Source organism: Autumnicola aciditolerans (assembly GCF_041679265.1).
GTDB lineage: Bacteria > Bacteroidota > Bacteroidia > Flavobacteriales > Flavobacteriaceae > Autumnicola.
On record NZ_JBGFSM010000002.1, the window covers coordinates 266,651 to 283,447 of the forward strand.

17 protein-coding genes are annotated in these 16,797 nt (G+C 36.1%); 16 read left to right on the forward strand and 1 reads right to left on the reverse strand.

All coding sequences use genetic code 11. The features are described from left to right. Positions 1-10: 10 nt before the first annotated feature. A complete protein-coding gene (locus tag AB8M93_RS02905) occupies positions 11-154 on the reverse strand; it encodes a hypothetical protein (RefSeq protein ID WP_373056130.1) in 144 nt (47 codons plus the stop codon). Between the two features lie 190 nt (positions 155-344). Between AB8M93_RS02905 and AB8M93_RS02910 the strand changes: the two genes are divergently transcribed. The 16 genes from AB8M93_RS02910 (at position 345) to pseI (ending at position 16,796) form a co-directional block, all read left to right on the forward strand. After that, positions 345-1,352 (forward strand): LacI family DNA-binding transcriptional regulator, encoded by a 1,008-nt coding sequence (locus AB8M93_RS02910; RefSeq protein WP_373056131.1) that lies wholly within the window; start codon positions 345-347, stop codon positions 1,350-1,352. Between the two features lie 113 nt (positions 1,353-1,465). Continuing rightward, positions 1,466-2,464 (forward strand): SDR family oxidoreductase, encoded by a 999-nt coding sequence (locus AB8M93_RS02915; RefSeq protein WP_373056132.1) that lies wholly within the window; start codon positions 1,466-1,468, stop codon positions 2,462-2,464. A gap of 33 nt (positions 2,465-2,497) precedes the next feature. Further along, complete coding sequence (locus tag AB8M93_RS02920) at positions 2,498-3,781, forward strand: nucleotide sugar dehydrogenase (protein WP_373056133.1); 1,284 nt, start codon at positions 2,498-2,500, stop codon at positions 3,779-3,781. 21 nt (positions 3,782-3,802) lie between these two features. After that, on the forward strand, positions 3,803-5,197 hold the full coding sequence (locus tag AB8M93_RS02925; RefSeq protein ID WP_373056134.1) for a nucleotide sugar dehydrogenase: 1,395 nt from the start codon (positions 3,803-3,805) through the stop codon (positions 5,195-5,197). Between the two features lie 102 nt (positions 5,198-5,299). Next, the gene (locus AB8M93_RS02930; RefSeq protein WP_373056135.1) at positions 5,300-6,334 is read left to right on the forward strand and encodes an NAD-dependent epimerase; all 1,035 of its coding nucleotides are present in this window, start codon (positions 5,300-5,302) and stop codon (positions 6,332-6,334) included. Next, entirely contained in the window at positions 6,331-7,482 is a 1,152-nt protein-coding gene (locus AB8M93_RS02935; RefSeq protein ID WP_373056136.1) for a glycosyltransferase family 4 protein, read from the forward strand. The genes AB8M93_RS02930 and AB8M93_RS02935 overlap by 4 nt, the downstream gene beginning before the upstream one ends. A gap of 57 nt (positions 7,483-7,539) precedes the next feature. Further along, entirely contained in the window at positions 7,540-8,928 is a 1,389-nt protein-coding gene (locus AB8M93_RS02940; RefSeq protein WP_373056137.1) for a capsular polysaccharide export protein, LipB/KpsS family, read from the forward strand. A gap of 1 nt (position 8,929) precedes the next feature. Continuing rightward, on the forward strand, positions 8,930-9,940 hold the full coding sequence (gene pseB / locus AB8M93_RS02945; RefSeq protein ID WP_373056138.1) for a UDP-N-acetylglucosamine 4,6-dehydratase (inverting): 1,011 nt from the start codon (positions 8,930-8,932) through the stop codon (positions 9,938-9,940). A 3-nt stretch (positions 9,941-9,943) separates the two neighbouring features. Further along, on the forward strand, positions 9,944-11,155 hold the full coding sequence (pseC, locus tag AB8M93_RS02950) for a UDP-4-amino-4,6-dideoxy-N-acetyl-beta-L-altrosamine transaminase (protein WP_373056139.1): 1,212 nt from the start codon (positions 9,944-9,946) through the stop codon (positions 11,153-11,155). Next, positions 11,148-11,843, forward strand: coding sequence for a pseudaminic acid cytidylyltransferase (pseF, locus tag AB8M93_RS02955; protein ID WP_373056140.1), 696 nt, complete (start codon positions 11,148-11,150; stop codon positions 11,841-11,843). The genes pseC and pseF overlap by 8 nt, the downstream gene beginning before the upstream one ends. Then, the gene (locus tag AB8M93_RS02960) at positions 11,818-12,375 is read left to right on the forward strand and encodes a GNAT family N-acetyltransferase (RefSeq protein WP_373056141.1); all 558 of its coding nucleotides are present in this window, start codon (positions 11,818-11,820) and stop codon (positions 12,373-12,375) included. Before pseF ends, AB8M93_RS02960 begins: the two co-directional genes overlap by 26 nt. A gap of 137 nt (positions 12,376-12,512) precedes the next feature. Continuing rightward, positions 12,513-13,277: an AAC(3) family N-acetyltransferase gene (locus tag AB8M93_RS02965; RefSeq protein WP_373056142.1), complete on the forward strand. Its 765-nt coding sequence runs from the start codon at positions 12,513-12,515 to the stop codon at positions 13,275-13,277. After that, positions 13,267-14,562 (forward strand): DUF4910 domain-containing protein, encoded by a 1,296-nt coding sequence (locus AB8M93_RS02970; protein WP_373056143.1) that lies wholly within the window; start codon positions 13,267-13,269, stop codon positions 14,560-14,562. Before AB8M93_RS02965 ends, AB8M93_RS02970 begins: the two co-directional genes overlap by 11 nt. A gap of 170 nt (positions 14,563-14,732) precedes the next feature. Further along, on the forward strand, positions 14,733-15,320 hold the full coding sequence (locus tag AB8M93_RS02975; RefSeq protein ID WP_373056144.1) for a GNAT family N-acetyltransferase: 588 nt from the start codon (positions 14,733-14,735) through the stop codon (positions 15,318-15,320). Continuing rightward, positions 15,317-15,787: a GNAT family N-acetyltransferase gene (locus AB8M93_RS02980; protein ID WP_373056145.1), complete on the forward strand. Its 471-nt coding sequence runs from the start codon at positions 15,317-15,319 to the stop codon at positions 15,785-15,787. Before AB8M93_RS02975 ends, AB8M93_RS02980 begins: the two co-directional genes overlap by 4 nt. Then, a complete protein-coding gene (pseI, locus tag AB8M93_RS02985) occupies positions 15,771-16,796 on the forward strand; it encodes a pseudaminic acid synthase (RefSeq protein ID WP_373056146.1) in 1,026 nt (341 codons plus the stop codon). The genes AB8M93_RS02980 and pseI overlap by 17 nt, the downstream gene beginning before the upstream one ends. The last annotated feature ends 1 nt before the right edge of the window (position 16,797 follow it).

A 16,797-nucleotide genomic window follows, 5' to 3' on the forward strand; every position in this document is an offset into this window, starting at 1 on the left:
CTTTAACTTGTTATTCTTCTTCCTCTTTTTTGCCCTGGCTAAACAGGCCAAAGGGAACTACAAAAAGCAGGAAAAAATACCAACCGGTTAACAATCCAACAATTGTGATTATAGCCGCTATAATATAGAACCAGTATGACTTTAAAAACTTCATGAAATATTAGGTTTTGGAGGTGGAAATTATTAAAAAGTAAACTAGAACTCTAATATAATCAAGAAGAAGCTTCGAAGAATACAGGGCTAATTTTAAATTTAGTTTATCATTATGAAATTAGGACAACAGAATCCGCAAAAAATTGCTGAAATAGTATAAATTTGTTGAATTATTTCTTGCACTCATTTATATGAAGAACAAAATAACTCTAAAGGAGCTGGCAAAACTATTAAATGTCTCTGTTTCCACGGTTTCCAAAGCGCTGAATGACAGTTCGGAAATAAGTCCCAAAACTATAGAAAGAGTTAAGGAACTGGCCGCCTTGCATAATTACAGGCCAAACCCTGTAGCGGTAAATTTAAAGAGCAGTAAAAGCGGAACTATAGGAGTGGTTATTCCCAATATCTCCAATAACTTTTTTGCAAAAGTACTTTCTGGAATTGAAGCCAAGGCGCAAAAAGAAGGCCTGCAGGTGATTACATATATTTCTAACGAATCTCTGGAGAGAGAGAAGCAGATCACAGATATGCTTACTTCAGGTTTTGTAGACGGAGTTTTAATTGCAATTTCTGAAGCCACTCACCGGGCAAGAAATTATGACCATATTTTTGGGATTTTGGAATATGAAATCCCGGTGGTACTTTATGATCGCATTAATATTGATGTTCCGGTTGATAAAGTGGGCATAGATGACGAAAAAAGTTTTGCAGAAGCAACTAGACTCCTTATTTCCAAAGGTATCAAAAAAATTGGACTGGCCTCAGGCATTCATCACCTGGGAGTAGGTAAATTGCGCATTAAAGGCTATGAAAGTGCTTTAACAGAGGGAATGGAAAGTATCATTGCGGCATCTTCCAGAAAGCAGGTACTTATTGATGGTATATATAATATGCTTGTAAATAAAAGAGTGGAAGCCGTACTTTGTACCGATTTTGAAAGTGCTATGCGCGTGTACCGGATGGCTTATGAAAACAACCTGCGCATTCCTGAAGATCTTAAAATAATTGGTTTTTTGCCTGAAAATGTAGCACGTTTTCTTACTCCTTCTATAAGTTATATTGAACAGTTTCCGGAAGAAGTAGGGAAAAATGCGATGCAGATGCTTATTAACCGTCTTAACAGCAAATTACTTTCAGATAAGAGTACTTCAAAAATTATAAATACGGAATTAGTACACCTGGAGTCCACCGCGTTTTAAACATTTGGTAGATTCTCCCTGATCTTTTTGCATTTCTTTAAGATACAGAAGTCTTTCGCTTGAAAAGTAAATTATATCTTTGGCGATTATAATTGTTAAAATCATTATTTTTAATGCGTGAAGATCAGTTTTCCATGCTGAAGTCCAGAAGGATTTTAGTAACCGGCGGAGCGGGTTTTATTGGTTCTAATTTATGCGAGCATTTGCTTAAATTGGGGGTGATGGTGAGCTGTCTTGACAATTTTTCTACGGGACACCGGCATAATCTTGAAAAATTTATTGATAATCCTAACTTTGCCTTAATAGAAGGAGATATTCGTGATCCTGAAATCTGCAAAAAGGTTTGTGAGGATAAAGAATATATTTTGCATGAAGCAGCCCTGGGGTCTGTTCCACGTTCTTTAAAAGATCCTGTAACAAGCAATGAAGTGAATGTTTCAGGTTTTTTAAATATGCTAGTTGCCGCAAAGGATGCAGGAGTTAAACGTTTTGTGTATGCGGCGAGTTCTTCTACTTATGGAGATTCAAAAGATCTTCCTAAAATAGAGGATAAAATAGGAAAGCCTTTATCACCTTATGCGATTACTAAATATGTTAATGAGCTATATGCCGATATTTTTCATGATGCTTACAATCTGGATACTATAGGCTTACGTTATTTCAACGTATTTGGAAGAAAACAGGATCCAAATGGTGCCTACGCTGCGGTTATTCCAAAATTTGTCATGCAGTTTATGAAGCATGAAAGCCCGGTAATAAATGGAGACGGAACTTATTCCAGGGACTTTACTTATATTGATAATGTTATCCAGATGAATTTACTTGCTCTAACTGTGGAAAATCCTGAAGCGGTAAATCAAATTTATAACACGGCAGTAGGAGACCGGACGAATTTGGTAGAGCTAACCCAATATTTGAAAAATTTCCTATCTGAATATGATAAGGAGATAGAAAAGATTGAAGTCCAGCACGGGCCCAACCGCCCCGGTGATATTCCTCACTCCCTGGCATCTGTTGATAAAGCAAGAAAACTTCTTGGCTATAAACCAGAATTTACTATTGAGAAAGGCTTGAAAGAAGCCGTAGCCTGGTACTGGCATAATTTAAGATAGAGGAGTAAAGCCTCTGGCTAAACTATATTAAGAATGGATAAGGATATAAAAATTGCGGTAATAGGCCTGGGGTATGTTGGACTCCCACTTGCCAGGCTTTTTGCAGAAAAATATCCTGTAGTAGGTTTTGATATCAACCAAAAAAGAGTAAGCGAGTTAATGCAGGGGATAGATGTCACTCTGGAAATTGAAAGGAAGTTACTTCTATCCGTTTTAAAAACTGAGCCCTCAGGAAATAATGGCCTGTTTTGTTCAGCAGAATTGGAACAGATAAAAGATTGTAATTATTATATAGTTACCGTTCCCACCCCTGTAGATAAAAATAACCGCCCAGATTTAACTCCGCTATATCAAAGCAGTGAGACTGTAGGAAATGTGCTGAAAAAAGGGGACGTAGTCGTGTATGAATCTACGGTTTATCCAGGCGTTACTGAAGAAGAGTGCGTTCCTGTTCTTGAAAAGCACAGCAGATTAAAATTTAACGAGGATTTTTTTGTGGGTTATTCTCCGGAAAGGATTAATCCGGGTGATAAGGAACATACCGTAGAGAAGATACTTAAAGTTACAGCGGGATCAACTCCTGAAATAGGAGAGAAAGTAAATCAATTATATGCATCGGTTATAACGGCAGGTACACATTTGGCACCTACCATTAAAGTTGCTGAAGCTGCCAAGGTAATTGAGAATTCCCAAAGAGATATTAATATTGCCTTTGTGAATGAACTGGCAAAGATCTTTAACATGATGGGGATTGATACTCAGGATGTACTTGAAGCAGCTGGCACAAAATGGAATTTCCTGCCATTTAAACCGGGACTGGTGGGAGGACATTGTATAGGGGTAGATCCGTACTATCTTGCGCAGAAAGCTCAGGAAATTGGCTACCATCCAGAGATTATCCTTGCCGGTAGGCGCATGAACGACTCTATGGGGCAATATGTAGCCGGGGAAGTTGTGAAATTAATGCTTCAAAATGATCAGAAGGTAAAAGGCTCCCAGGTTTTGGTACTAGGAGTAACATTTAAAGAAAATTGTCCAGATGTGAGGAATACAAAAGTAATAGAGGTTATTCGTAATCTAAAGGAATACGGAATAAATATTACTGTGTATGATCCTTTGGCAAATCCTGAAGAAGTAATGCATGAGTACGGTTTAAAAACAACCAAACAGTTGCCTGATAAGAAGTTTGGAGCCATAGTACTTGCCGTGGCTCATAAAGAATTTCTTTCACTTAATCTGGATGTCCTTAAAGAAGATTATGCCGTGGTATATGACGTAAAAGGAGTTCTCGGCAATAAATGCGATAAAAAACTATAACAAAACAAAAAATCATAAAAATTGAAAATTAAGAATATTTGTTGTATTGGTGCAGGATACGTTGGAGGTCCTACAATGGCAGTGATTGCCCAAAAGTGCCCTGATATAGAGGTGACCGTAGTCGATATTAATGAAAAAAGAATTGCAGCCTGGAATGATGAAGATGTGGAGAATATTCCGGTTTATGAACCTGGATTGTCTGAAGTGGTAAAAGGGGCCAGAGGTAAAAATCTATTCTTTTCTACAGCAGTGGATGCTGCTATTGATAAGGCAGATATGATCTTTATTTCTGTAAATACGCCTACAAAAACTTATGGTATTGGTAAGGGGATGGCGGCAGATCTAAAATGGATTGAGCTTTGTGCAAGACAAATAGCCAGAGTAGCAAAAAATGATAAAATAGTTGTCGAGAAATCTACCCTTCCTGTACGTACCGCGGCGGCGCTTAAGGATATTTTGGATAACACCGGTAATGGTGTAAAATACCAGATTTTATCTAACCCGGAATTTCTAGCAGAAGGAACCGCTATACAGGATTTACAAAATCCGGACAGGGTACTTATAGGAGGAGATATGGACACACCAGAAGGGAAAGAAGCAATGGAAGCTTTGGTGAATATTTATGCTTCCTGGGTTTCAAGGCAAAATATTTTAACAACTAATGTCTGGTCTTCAGAACTTTCAAAGTTAACCGCTAATGCTTTTCTGGCACAACGGGTTTCCAGCATAAATGCCATGTCAGAATTATGTGAGAAAACCGGCGCCGATGTTAATGAAGTAGCAAAGGCAGTAGGGATGGATTCCAGGATTGGTCCAAAATTTTTAAAATCTTCTGTAGGTTTTGGGGGTTCATGTTTCCAAAAGGATATATTGAACCTGGTTTACATAGCAAAATCTTTTGGACTTGAAGAGGTTGCAGATTACTGGGAGCAGGTGATTCTAATGAATGACCATCAAAAAAGGAGGTTTGCGGCTAATATCGTAAAAACTTTATATAATACGGTATCGGGTAAAAAAATTGCTGTCCTGGGATGGGCCTTTAAAAAAGACACTAATGATACCAGAGAGTCTGCAGCAATTTATGTGACAGATTATCTTCTTAATGAACACGCTGAAATTGTGATTTATGATCCAAAGGTAAAAGAAGAGCAGGTGTATGCAGACCTTGATTATTTAAATACCAGGTCTTCTGAAGAGAACCGCTCTAAGGTAGAAGTTGTTAAAGATGCTTACGCTGCCTGTGAGGACGCGCATGCTGTAGCGATCCTGACGGAGTGGGATGAATTTGAAAAATTGGACTGGCAGAAAATTTATGATGAAATGTTAAAACCAGCTTTTCTTTTTGATGGGCGAAGATTATTGGAAAGAAAGACTAAAGAAGAGATTGGTTTTGATTTCTATGCAATAGGTTCCTGAAATAAATTATTTTGAAAAAATTAGAAGCCTAAAAGGCTTTCTTAATAAAAATAAAACAGTAACAACCTTTGCTGGTTGCTTACTTCATAAACTTAAGGTAAAATGAAAATTTTAGTAACGGGTGCCGCAGGCTTTATAGGATTTCACTTAGCCTATGTATTGCTAAAGCATGGCCATGAGGTAACCGGGCTTGATAATATTAATGACTACTATGATGTAGATCTGAAATTTGACAGGTTAGAAGAATTAGGTATAAAAAGAAATAGTGCGAGAAATTATGGGGAAAATTGCACGAGTCTCACCTTTAGCAATTTTAAATTTATAAAGCTTAACTTAGAAGACAGGCAGGCTCTTCCGGCTTTGTTTAAAGCTGAAAATTTTGATGTTGTTTGTAATCTGGCCGCGCAAGCAGGAGTCCGGTATAGTATAGAAAATCCCGAAGCCTATATCGATAGCAACTTACTGGGTTTTGCAAATATATTGGAGTGCTGTAGAAACTTTAATATAAAGCGCCTGGTTTTTGCAAGCAGTTCCAGTGTCTATGGCCAAAACTCAAAGGTTCCTTTTTCTACTGAAGACAGGGTAGATAAACCCATAAGTCTTTATGCGGCAACTAAAAAGAGCAATGAACTAATGGCTTATACGTATAGTCATCTTTACGGCTTTGAAACAATAGGCCTAAGGTTTTTTACCGTATATGGGCCCTGGGGGAGGCCAGATATGGCTATGTTTCTCTTTACAGATGCTATAGTTAAGAATAAACCTATCAAAGTATTTAATCATGGGGATCTTGAAAGGGATTTTACCTATATAGATGATATTGTAAAAGGTATTAATAAAGTGGTTGAATCAGAATTAAAGGAAGAAGGGGTAAAGTACTCACTTTATAATATCGGAAATAGTAAACCGGTAAAACTTCTTGATTTTATTAATGAGATTGAAAAGCAGCTGGAAGTACCGGCAAAAAAAGAAATGCTGCCCATGCAGCCTGGAGATGTAAACAGGACCTGGGCAGATGTGGAAGCCTTAAGTACAGATTTTAATTACCAGCCAGAAACAGGAATAAAAGAAGGGGTAGAGAAATTTGTAAATTGGTATAAAAGCTACTACTTAAGCGGAAAATCCAACTCAAAATGAAAAAGGTATTATTTTTAATAGATACTGTACAAACCGGAGGAGCAGAGAAAAGCCTGAGTCTTATTGCAGAATATTTTACAGAGTATGAGCCGGTTTTTGTTCAAATTTATGTAGGATCTAACAGACGGCCTTCAGCAATTACCAATAGCAATATAAGAGTCATTTATCTAAATATTGAAGGGAAATACAATTTTGGAGAAGCTGTTAAAGCGCTGGTACCGGTTTATGAAAGAGAGAAACCCGATGTAGTACATTCTACCTTGTTTAAAGCAGATATAATTTCCAGAAGGCTAAAGAAAAAATACCCCGGCATACCTCTTATTAACAGCTTTGTAAATAATTCCTATGGCAAAATACGCTATAAAAATCTGCCGTTGAAACAAAAAGCCACCTTAAAACTGGTAGAATTATATGATAGATATACGGCTAAAAGCGTAGATTTTTTTATTTCTAATTCTCAAGCCATTAAAGAAACCAATACTAAAGCCTTGCATATAGACCCTAATGAGGTTAAGGTGATTTTTAGAGGAAGGGAAATACCCGAAAATGATTTTTCTGAAGATGTACTGCAAAATCTTAAACGTGAACTTCAGGTGGAAAATAAAACCGTCCTTATTAATGTTGGGCGGCAGATGGAGCGGAAGGGTCAGTTTGATCTTATCGAGTCTTTACCCAAGGTTTTTAAGAAAAATCCCAATTGCGTCCTTATCCTTGCAGGGGAAGGCCCAATAAGACCTATGCTGGAAAAAAGAACCAAAGAATTAGGTCTGGAAAAAAGCATTTTAATTTTGGGACACAGGAAAGATGTGCTTGAATTACTGGCTATCTCAAACATTTTTGTTTTCCCCTCTTATTATGAAGGCTTACCAGGGGCATTACTTGAGGCAATGATTGCTGGAAAACTAATTGTATGTTCTGATATTCCTGAAAATAAAGAATGCACAAATCAGGAGTCGGCATTATTTTTTGAAGTAGGTAACCGGGAAGCATTATCTAATCAACTGGATTATGCAATAAAATATGAGGAAAATCTACAGCATCTTAAAGAGCAAGCCAAAGAGCAGGCAAAACAAAAATTTGACGTGAAGCAAATCGCCGTGAAATATGAGGAAGTTTATAACAATTTAAAAGATACATTTTCATCTTAAATTATACTATCGTAATTAGTAATCTAAAAATCCCATAAATACCAGAAACAGCATTAAATGAATAAGCCAATAAATATTTACATTCTTAATACACCGCATGACAATTGGGAGGATTATCTAATTAAAGATTTTAAAAAAAAGGGGATATTAAATCATGCGATAGTCCAGAAAACGGTTACTGCAAGCAAAAAAAAGTTTTTAAACCTAGGGTCAAAAGGGCTTGAAGGGACCTATCAACATGTTCCTATAGAAATATACAATAAAGTTTATGAGCATTTGCCGGTTTTTATTGACATGTATTCCAGGGTAAACCTTCATAACTCGGTAAATTATAACGAGTTTAACTACCATCAGTTTCTGGACCATTTTAACTTAATGGTTAATTATTACTATGGGCTATTAGTTGAAAATAACATAGACCTCTTAATTCAGAACAATTCCCCTCATGCCGGATATGATTATATTCCGCATATTCTGGCAAAAGAGATGGGCATTAAAACCTTATACCTTGCTCAAACCACTTTTCCAAACAGATTCTTTTATTATTGGGAATTTAGGGATTTTGGTAACTTTAATACTACAGAAAAACTTTTTGAACCTAAGGATAGTATTGAAATAGAACCTAAATTTGAAAAGGATCTACCTTACATGAAAGTAAATCGTAGAGATGGGTTCAAACTTTCAAACGTAAAAGACCTGGATTCTTTAAATAAAGAATTGTCCAAGTATTTTCATGGTTTTCAGTTAATTAAAGAATTACTTAAGAAAAATTACAGAAGACAGGCTTATTACCGCTACAAACTAAAGCAGGATTACGAGCTCAACAGGAAAAAACTTTCAAATGAGGTCGATTTAAAAAAACCTTTCGTCTATTTTGCCTTGCATTTGCAACCGGAGAAAACTACTTCCTCTTATGGTGGTAAATATTCAGATCAGGCTCTGGCGCTGGAACATCTATCCTCAATTTTACCAAAAGATTGGGAAATTTACGTAAAGGAAAACCCAAAACAATCCTATTTTATGCGAAATCCTGAATTCTTTAAAAGGTTAGAGAGAATTCCTAATTTAACATTTGTAGCCCCAACCTATAATACTTATGCACTTATAAAAAATTCTAAAATTTGTGCAACCATTTCCGGAACGGTTGGGTGGGAATCCATTACAGGCGGGAAACCCGTTCTTATATTTGGATGGGGAGCCTGGTATAAATCCTTACCTGGGGTTTATAGCTTCTCTCCCAATCTTGATCTGGAAAAGATAAGTTCTGAAGAAGTTGTGTTTGAAGAATTGCAGAGAAGGTTTGATGAACTTTATGCAAAAATGGCTCCTGGAATAACTTTAAATGAAAATTATCCTAAGTATTATAAAGATTATAATGTGAAGGAAAATGATGTTCAGGTGGCACAAAGTTTAGAAAAAATTATAAGATCAAAATTTGAAAAATAGTATGTTAACAAATAAAAGTTTATTGATTACCGGAGGAACCGGCTCGTTGGGGAAAGCTCTTACAAGACACATTTTAAAGAATTATCCTGAAGTAAAAAGACTGGTTATATTTTCCAGGGATGAACAAAAACAATTTCAAATGGCTCAGGAATTCCCTCCTGAACAATATCCGCAAATACGGTTTTTTATTGGAGATGTTAGGGATAGGGAAAGATTAATTCGCGCTTTTAAAGGTGTTGATTTTGTAATACATGCTGCGGCAATGAAACATGTTCATTTGGCAGAATATAATCCGGATGAATGTATAAAAACGAATGTTGGAGGAGCACAAAATGTTGTTCATGCCTGCCTTGAAACCGGGGTTGAACGTGTGGTTGCACTTTCTACAGATAAGGCTTGTGCGCCAATTAACCTATATGGAGCAACCAAACTAACTTCAGACAAACTATTTATAGCAGCTAATAATATTAAAGGCTGGAATCCTATTAGGTTTTCGGTAGTACGGTACGGGAACGTTATGGGTTCCAATGGTTCGGTAATTCCTTTTTTTATGAAAAAGAAAGAAGAGGGTATTTTACCTATTACAGATCCTGGTATGACGCGATTTAATATTTCCCTCCAGGGAGGAGTAGATATGGTAATGCATGCTCTGGAAAATGCGTGGGGAGGAGAGATTTTTGTCCCTAAAATTCCATCATACAAAATAACAGATGTAGCTGAAGCTATAGGCCCAGAGTGTGAAAAGCCGGTAGTAGGAATTAGGCCTGGTGAAAAAATTCATGAAGAAATGATCACTTCTTCAGATTCTTATTATACCTATGACCTTGGTAAATATTATACCATATTACCTGCTACGCATAAATGGAAACTAGAAGATTTTATTGAAAAATTCAATGCGAAAAAGGTAAAGGAAGGTTTCCAGTACAATTCCGGAGAAAATGATGAATGGGAAACCGTTGAGGATCTCAGGAATTTGATTAAAGAACATATAGATTCAAACTTTGAAGCGTAATTTATGAATAACCCAATCCCATACGGCCGCCAGAATATTACAGAAGAAGATCTTAATGATGTAATTGAAACCTTAAAATCAGATTATCTTACGCAAGGGCCCAAAATTGCAGAATTTGAAGATGCTTTTGCCAATTATATCAATAGTAAATATGCTGTTGCTGTTGCCAATGGTACTGCTGCTTTACACTTGTGCGCTCTGGCGCTAAATGTGAAGGAGGGTGACAAAGTAATAACCACGCCCATAACTTTTGCTGCTTCTGCTAATTGTGTGCGCTATTGTGGGGGAGAAGTTGTTTTTGCAGATATTGATCCAGATACTTATCTGTTAGATATTAATAAAGTAAAAGCGCTTCTGGAAGCTGCACCTAAAGGAACCTATAAAGGAATTATTCCCGTAGACTTTGCAGGAAGAGCCGTAAATATGGAGGATTTCCACGCCCTTGCCGAGCAGTATGACCTGTGGATTATTGAGGACGCCTGCCATGCTCCGGGAGGGTATTTTAGGGATGCTAATGGTAAGAAGCAGTTATGTGGAAATGGAAATTTTGCCAACCTGGCCATATTTTCCTTTCATCCCGTGAAACACATCGCGAGCGGGGAAGGGGGAATGATTACTACCAATGATAAAGACCTGTATGAAAGATTGCTTGAATTAAGAACACACGGTATTGTAAAGGATGATTCTAAATACCAAAATTCAGCCTCATTTGCAATAGGTTTAAATGAAGAAGCATCGGATTCCGCATCTTTAAATTATCCAAACTGGTATATGGAGATGCAGGAACTAGGATTTAATTATAGAATCACAGATTTTCAGGCGGCTCTGGGAAGTAGTCAGCTAAAAAGAGCAGAGGAAGGACTTGCCAGGCGGAGAGAAATTGCAAATACCTATTTCCAGGCCTTTAAAAATTCAGAATTTGTAACGGGACAATCAGGAATTATAGAAGGCCATGCCTATCATTTATATATTCTTGAAGTAGAAAATCGTCTGGGGCTTTATAATTATCTCAGGGAAAATAAAATACTTGCTCAAATTCATTATATTCCTTGTCATTTAATGCCATACTACCAGTCATTTGGATGGAAAGTAGGAGATTTGCCTGCTGCCGAAGAATACTATAAAGCTTGTATAAGCTTACCAATGTTTCCAACCTTAACTCCGGAGGAGCAGGATTTTGTTATAAACAAAATAAAGGACTTTTATAATGCCTAAAAACATTTGTATAATTCCCGCACGTGGAGGCAGTAAAAGGATACCCCGTAAGAATATAAAGGAGTTTTTAGGCAAACCTATAATTGCGTATTCCATAGAAGCCGCTCTTAATTCTGGACTATTCGAGGAGGTAATGGTTTCTACAGAGGATAAAGAAATTGCTGAAATTGCAAAAAAGCATGGTGCTAGAGTTCCATTTTTGAGAAGCAGCAAAAATGCAGATGACTATGCCACAACCATTGATGTGCTAAAAGAAGTGGTCCAGCAGTATGAAGAAAATGGTAAGATATTTAATAACATATGTTGTATCTATCCTACAGCTCCCTTTACCACAGAGAAACTGCTAAAAGAAGCTTTTCAGCAATTAGAAGAAGAAAACCGGGATGCAGTTTTTCCCGTGATCCCATTCAGTTATCCCATACAGCGCGCTCTGAAGATTCAGAATAGAAAAGTTTCCTTTTTCTACCCTCAATTTGAAAACACACGCTCTCAGGATCTCGAAAAATCCTTTCATGATGCAGGACAGTTCTATTTTTTTAAAAAAGCTGAATTTCTTAAAAATAATACCATTTTTACTAAGAATACTGGGGGAGTAGTAATCAGCGATTTAGAAGCACAGGATATAGATAACATTAGCGATTGGAAAATAGCAGAAATTAAGTATGAGCTCTTACAAAATTCTAAATAACCAAAGTTTCTCTTCAGGGAAATATTCTATCGTGCCAATTCGCTCCGGAGACCGCTACGAGATTATGAAATGGAGAAATGAGCAAATTTATCATTTGAGACAAAATAGGCCTCTTACCCAAAAGGATCAGGATGTTTATTTTGATACGGTAGTCGCACAATTATTTGAAAATGATAAACCGGCCCAGGTGCTGTTTTCTTATTTAGAGGATAACATTTGTATTGGTTATGGCGGAATGGTACATATTAATTGGAAGGATAAGCATGCGGAGGTTTCATTTATTATGAAGACAGAACTGGAACAAAAGGGATTTAAAAAGCACTGGGGAATTTTTCTGGAATTATTAGAGAAAGTAGCTTTTAGAGAGTTGGATTTACATAAACTTCATACCTACGCATTTAATTTAAGGCCTAAAATTTATGAAGTTTTAGAAGCAGCTGGTTTTAAAAAAGAGGCGGTGTTAAAAGAACATTGCTTAATTCATGAGAATTACATAGATGTTATAATTCATTCTAAATTCAATAAACATTGAAGCCTTTTCTAAGATTTAAAGAAAACATTTGATTATGTTTTGTATTAAAACTGGTTACTTAGAAAATGACTCTGTTTGGAAAAGGTAATTACTAAAAGAAATTTATTTTTTATTGATCCGGTAAAATTTCGGAAGCTATGAATAAAGATTTAGAAAAACGAGAAATGGAGCAATATTTAAAACAATTAAATATACCGGAAAATGAAATTTTATTCCTGCATGTAAGGTTGAAGGGAATAATGGATAAGTTTTCTTATCGGGAATTATCTCAACAAATCGTAACAGTTTTGAATAATCTGTACAAGCCTAAAACCATTTTAGTCCCTACTTTCACCTACAGTTACACAAAAACTGGAGTTTATAACCAAACAAGTTCTCCTTCTGAAGTGGGAAGGTTTGGTGAAGAGATAAGGGAGCAATATCCCACTACTCACAGAACTATTAATCCCGTTTTTAATGTCATAGATACAAATAATTATTTCCAGCAGTTCCATTTAAAAGAAGAGACTGCCTTTGGCGAAGATTCAATCCTGCACATGTTACATGACCTGGGTCACGTGGTAATTAATATTAATGTAGATAAATTTATTAGTACTTATCTTCATTATCTGGAATTTGCTTACAAGGTCCCATACCGGTACATTAAAAATTTTCCAGGAGAAGTAATATCCTCTAATACAGTTAAAAAGGATATTGTGTATCAATACTTCGTCAGAGATTTAGAAAAAGATACCACCTGGGATCGGGAAAAAATTAAGAAAACACTTCAGGAGGAAGGAGTACTTAAGGTTTTTAACTTTGAACACTTTGAAGTGATGTGGACTCATTCCAAACAGATGGAAAATATATTAGGTTCTAAATTAGAAACAGATAAAAACTTTTTACTTAAGAATGGAGAGTAATATTGGACAGGTAATGTATGGGTGGGCAACAGACCTATTCCCTGTAAATAGAAGTCTTACCGGAGAAGGCGTGAGGGAAACCCTCAATTATTTCAAATCTATTATTCCAGAATTGGAAATTAAGAGTGTTCCCAGTGGGTATAAGGCCTTTGATTGGACCGTACCTGATGAATGGGAAATTGAAGAGGCATACATTAAAAATCAAGAAGGAGAAAGGATAATTGATTTTAAAGAAAACAACCTGCATGTGGTTGGATATTCAGAACCTGTGGATAAGCGATTGGATCTTAAAGAATTAAATGAATATTTGTATTCTTTACCGGAACAGCCAGACGCTATTCCTTATGTTACTTCCTATTATAAAAAAAGATGGGGTTTTTGTTTACCCGAAACGCAAAGAAAGGAGCTAAAACCCGGGCAATACCATGTAGTAATTAAATCCCGCTTTAAGCAAGGTGTCTTAAATTACGCTGAAATCGTTTTACCTGGTAAATCTAAAGAAGAAATATTTTTATCTTCATATGTGTGCCATCCTTCAATGGCCAATAATGAACTTTCAGGACCAGTGGTAACTATAGCCCTTGCTCAATGGCTTAAAACGCTTAATCAGAGAGAATATACTTACAGGATTGTTCTTGTTCCGGAAACTATTGGTTCCATAGTTTACATAAGTAAAAATCTTAAAGAGCTTAAAAATAACGTTTTTGCGGGATTTAATATCACCTGTATTGGTGATAACAGGTGTTTTTCTTATCTCCCTTCCCGGAAGGGAAGTACGTTGTCTGATGAGGTTGCCCTGCACGTATTACAGCATACAGCTCCAGGGTTTAGGAAATACAGCTGGCTGGACCGCGGCAGTGATGAGAGACAATATTGTGCTCCCGGAGTAGATTTGCCTTTAGCCACAATTATGCGAAGCAAATATGGAGAATATCCTGAATATCATACTTCTTTGGATAATTTAAATTTAATTTCTCCTGAAGGTTTACAGGGAGGATTTAATGCCTTAAAAAAAGCATTAAGCATAATAGAGAATAATAAAATATTAAAAAGCACTGTTTTTTGCGAACCTCAATTAGGAAAAAGGGGGCTGTATCCTACAATTAGTGTAAAAGGATCTGCTAATGAAGCGCGAAAAATGATGAATTTTATAAGTTATTGTGACGGGCAGCACAGTCTCCTTCAGATAGCTCAAAAAATAGGAGAACCTGTGTGGGAACTATATGAAATTATGGAGAAGTTATTAGAAAATGAAGTATTAGAGGTAGTAAATCAAGACAAATAAATAAGAAAACAGAAGAAGAAAAAATTAAGGACTTATAATAATTACATAGGAATTGATACTAACTGCGGGAGTTAAGGGAATAAGATGATTTTGAGTTTGCAAAATCAAAAAGTTTAAAAGGCATTTTTAATTCTCTTAATTTTATCCTTATAAATTTAAATTTTAAAATTATGAAAGCATACCACGGAGACAGAGTTTACCTAAAGGAAGTCACAGAGGCCGATATTACTGAAGATGTTATGAAATGGTTTAAAGATGAGGAGTTAATGAAATATTATACAAATTCCAAACAAGCCATTACCAGAGAAAAATTACTTAATTCTATTGAAGAAGGTAAAGTAAAAGGAAATCTTTTTACTTTCGGGATATATAGCGCTGAGGAAGATCTTTTAATTGGCACCATTAAATTGGGACCTATACATCAGGTTCATAAAACTTCAGATTTGGTAATTCTTATTGGGGACAGAAATTTTCTTGGTAAAGGCTTATCTGTAGATGCTATTAAACTTGGTAACCAGCTTGCTTTTGAAGAATTTGACATCAGGAAATTATATGGTGGGATGTATGAATCTAATATTCCTTCTATTAAAGCATATACACGCGCCGGTTGGTTGGTGGAAGGTAGGCTTAAAGGTTTTTACTGGGTAGAGAACAGGAATGAGGACAGGATATTAGTGGGATGCTTTAACCCAAAATATTTTTCCCAGAATGAAATTGATGAGGTAGCTTCTTCCCAGGATAGGTTTTATAAGTGGTGAAAAAGCAATTAAGAAAGGTGGTTTATGAGGATTTGGAGTTGCTCTATCTATGGAGAAATCATGCTCACACCCGTGAAAATTCCTTTGATAAGAGCGTTATTTCTTTATCCAGCCACAAAAGCTGGTTTGATAAAATGATTAACAGTAACCTTATAACCACATATATTTTAGAAGTAGATCATATCCCTGCCGGAACCATTCGGTTTGATGTGGAAAATGAAGGAGTTGCCAAAATAAATTATCTGGTAGATCCATTACAACAAGGAAAAGGGCTTGGTACTGCACTATTAAAATTGGGGGTGCATAAATTTTTTGCCGAAAATGCTGAAATTAAGAAAGTTTATGGTCTTGTATTTAGGCAGAACAAGGCTTCTGTAAGAATATTTGAGAAGCTATCATTTAAAAATGTTTCTGATAATACATCAGAATTGAAATTTGAAAAATTAAAAAATGAGAATAGGAAATAAAAATATTGGTGGAGATGAACCGGTTTTTATAATTGCTGAACTATCTGCTAATCATAATGGAAGCCTGGAAACCGCTCTTAAAACTATAAAAGCAGCAAAAAGAGCCGGAGCAGATTGTATAAAACTCCAAACCTATACTGCAGATACCATTACCCTTAATTCTAAAAAGGATGATTTTTTAATTAAAGGTACAATCTGGGAAGGCAAGAACCTTTACAACCTTTATGAGGAAGCTTATACCCCCTGGGAATGGCAAAAAGAATTATTTGATGCGGCAGAAAAGGAAGGCTTGATTATTTTTTCTTCCCCTTTTGATAAAACTGCTGTAGATTTTCTTGAAGACTTAAATGCTCCAGCATATAAAATAGCTTCTTTTGAAATTACAGATATCCCGTTAATTGAATATGTAGCCTCAAAAGGAAAGCCGGTAATTATCTCTACCGGAATAGCAGAAAAAGAAGATATAGAACTGGCACTTGATGCCTGTAATCGCATGGAAAATAAGGATGTTGCGCTATTAAAATGTACCTCATCTTATCCCGCTCCTATTGAAGAAGCCAACATGAAAATGATAAAAGAATTTTCAGAGCGCTATAATGTTATTTCTGGTTTATCAGATCACACCATGGGCAATACAGTTCCAGTAGTAGCAACATGCTTTGGAGCAAAAATTATAGAAAAACATTTTATTCTGGATAAATCCATAGGTGGTCCAGATGCCTCTTTTTCTATGGATGAAGACGAATTTGCAGCCATGGTAAAAGCGGTAAGGGAAGCCGAAAAAGCAATTGGAAAAATTGATTATAGCCTAACCGAAAAGCAGAAAAAAGGAAAGGATTTTGCACGCTCCATATATGTGGCAGAAGATATTAAGGCAGGAGAAACCTATACGGAAGAGAATATACGCTCTGTACGGCCTGGATTTGGGATGCATCCAAAATATTTAAAAGATTATTTGGGTAAAAAAGCTGGAAAAGATTGGGAAAAAGGAGATCGGTTCCTTGGGTAAA

Excerpts from the sequence above, each read along its gene's own strand:
- AB8M93_RS02975 (WP_373056144.1), top strand. The coding sequence starts at position 14,733 with ATGAAAGCATACCACGGAGACAGAGTTTACCTAAAGGAAGTCACAGAG.
- pseF (WP_373056140.1), top strand. The coding sequence starts at position 11,148 with ATGCCTAAAAACATTTGTATAATTCCCGCACGTGGAGGCAGTAAAAGG.
- AB8M93_RS02930 (WP_373056135.1), top strand. The coding sequence starts at position 5,300 with ATGAAAATTTTAGTAACGGGTGCCGCAGGCTTTATAGGATTTCACTTA.
- AB8M93_RS02905 (WP_373056130.1), bottom strand. The coding sequence starts at position 154 with ATGAAGTTTTTAAAGTCATACTGGTTCTATATTATAGCGGCTATAATC.
- AB8M93_RS02970 (WP_373056143.1), top strand. The coding sequence starts at position 13,267 with ATGGAGAGTAATATTGGACAGGTAATGTATGGGTGGGCAACAGACCTA.
- pseI (WP_373056146.1), top strand. The coding sequence starts at position 15,771 with ATGAGAATAGGAAATAAAAATATTGGTGGAGATGAACCGGTTTTTATA.
- AB8M93_RS02940 (WP_373056137.1), top strand. The coding sequence starts at position 7,540 with ATGAATAAGCCAATAAATATTTACATTCTTAATACACCGCATGACAAT.
- AB8M93_RS02920 (WP_373056133.1), top strand. The coding sequence starts at position 2,498 with ATGGATAAGGATATAAAAATTGCGGTAATAGGCCTGGGGTATGTTGGA.
- pseC (WP_373056139.1), top strand. The coding sequence starts at position 9,944 with ATGAATAACCCAATCCCATACGGCCGCCAGAATATTACAGAAGAAGAT.
- AB8M93_RS02915 (WP_373056132.1), top strand. The coding sequence starts at position 1,466 with ATGCGTGAAGATCAGTTTTCCATGCTGAAGTCCAGAAGGATTTTAGTA.
- AB8M93_RS02910 (WP_373056131.1), top strand. The coding sequence starts at position 345 with ATGAAGAACAAAATAACTCTAAAGGAGCTGGCAAAACTATTAAATGTC.
- AB8M93_RS02960 (WP_373056141.1), top strand. The coding sequence starts at position 11,818 with ATGAGCTCTTACAAAATTCTAAATAACCAAAGTTTCTCTTCAGGGAAA.
- AB8M93_RS02965 (WP_373056142.1), top strand. The coding sequence starts at position 12,513 with ATGAATAAAGATTTAGAAAAACGAGAAATGGAGCAATATTTAAAACAA.
- AB8M93_RS02935 (WP_373056136.1), top strand. The coding sequence starts at position 6,331 with ATGAAAAAGGTATTATTTTTAATAGATACTGTACAAACCGGAGGAGCA.
- pseB (WP_373056138.1), top strand. The coding sequence starts at position 8,930 with ATGTTAACAAATAAAAGTTTATTGATTACCGGAGGAACCGGCTCGTTG.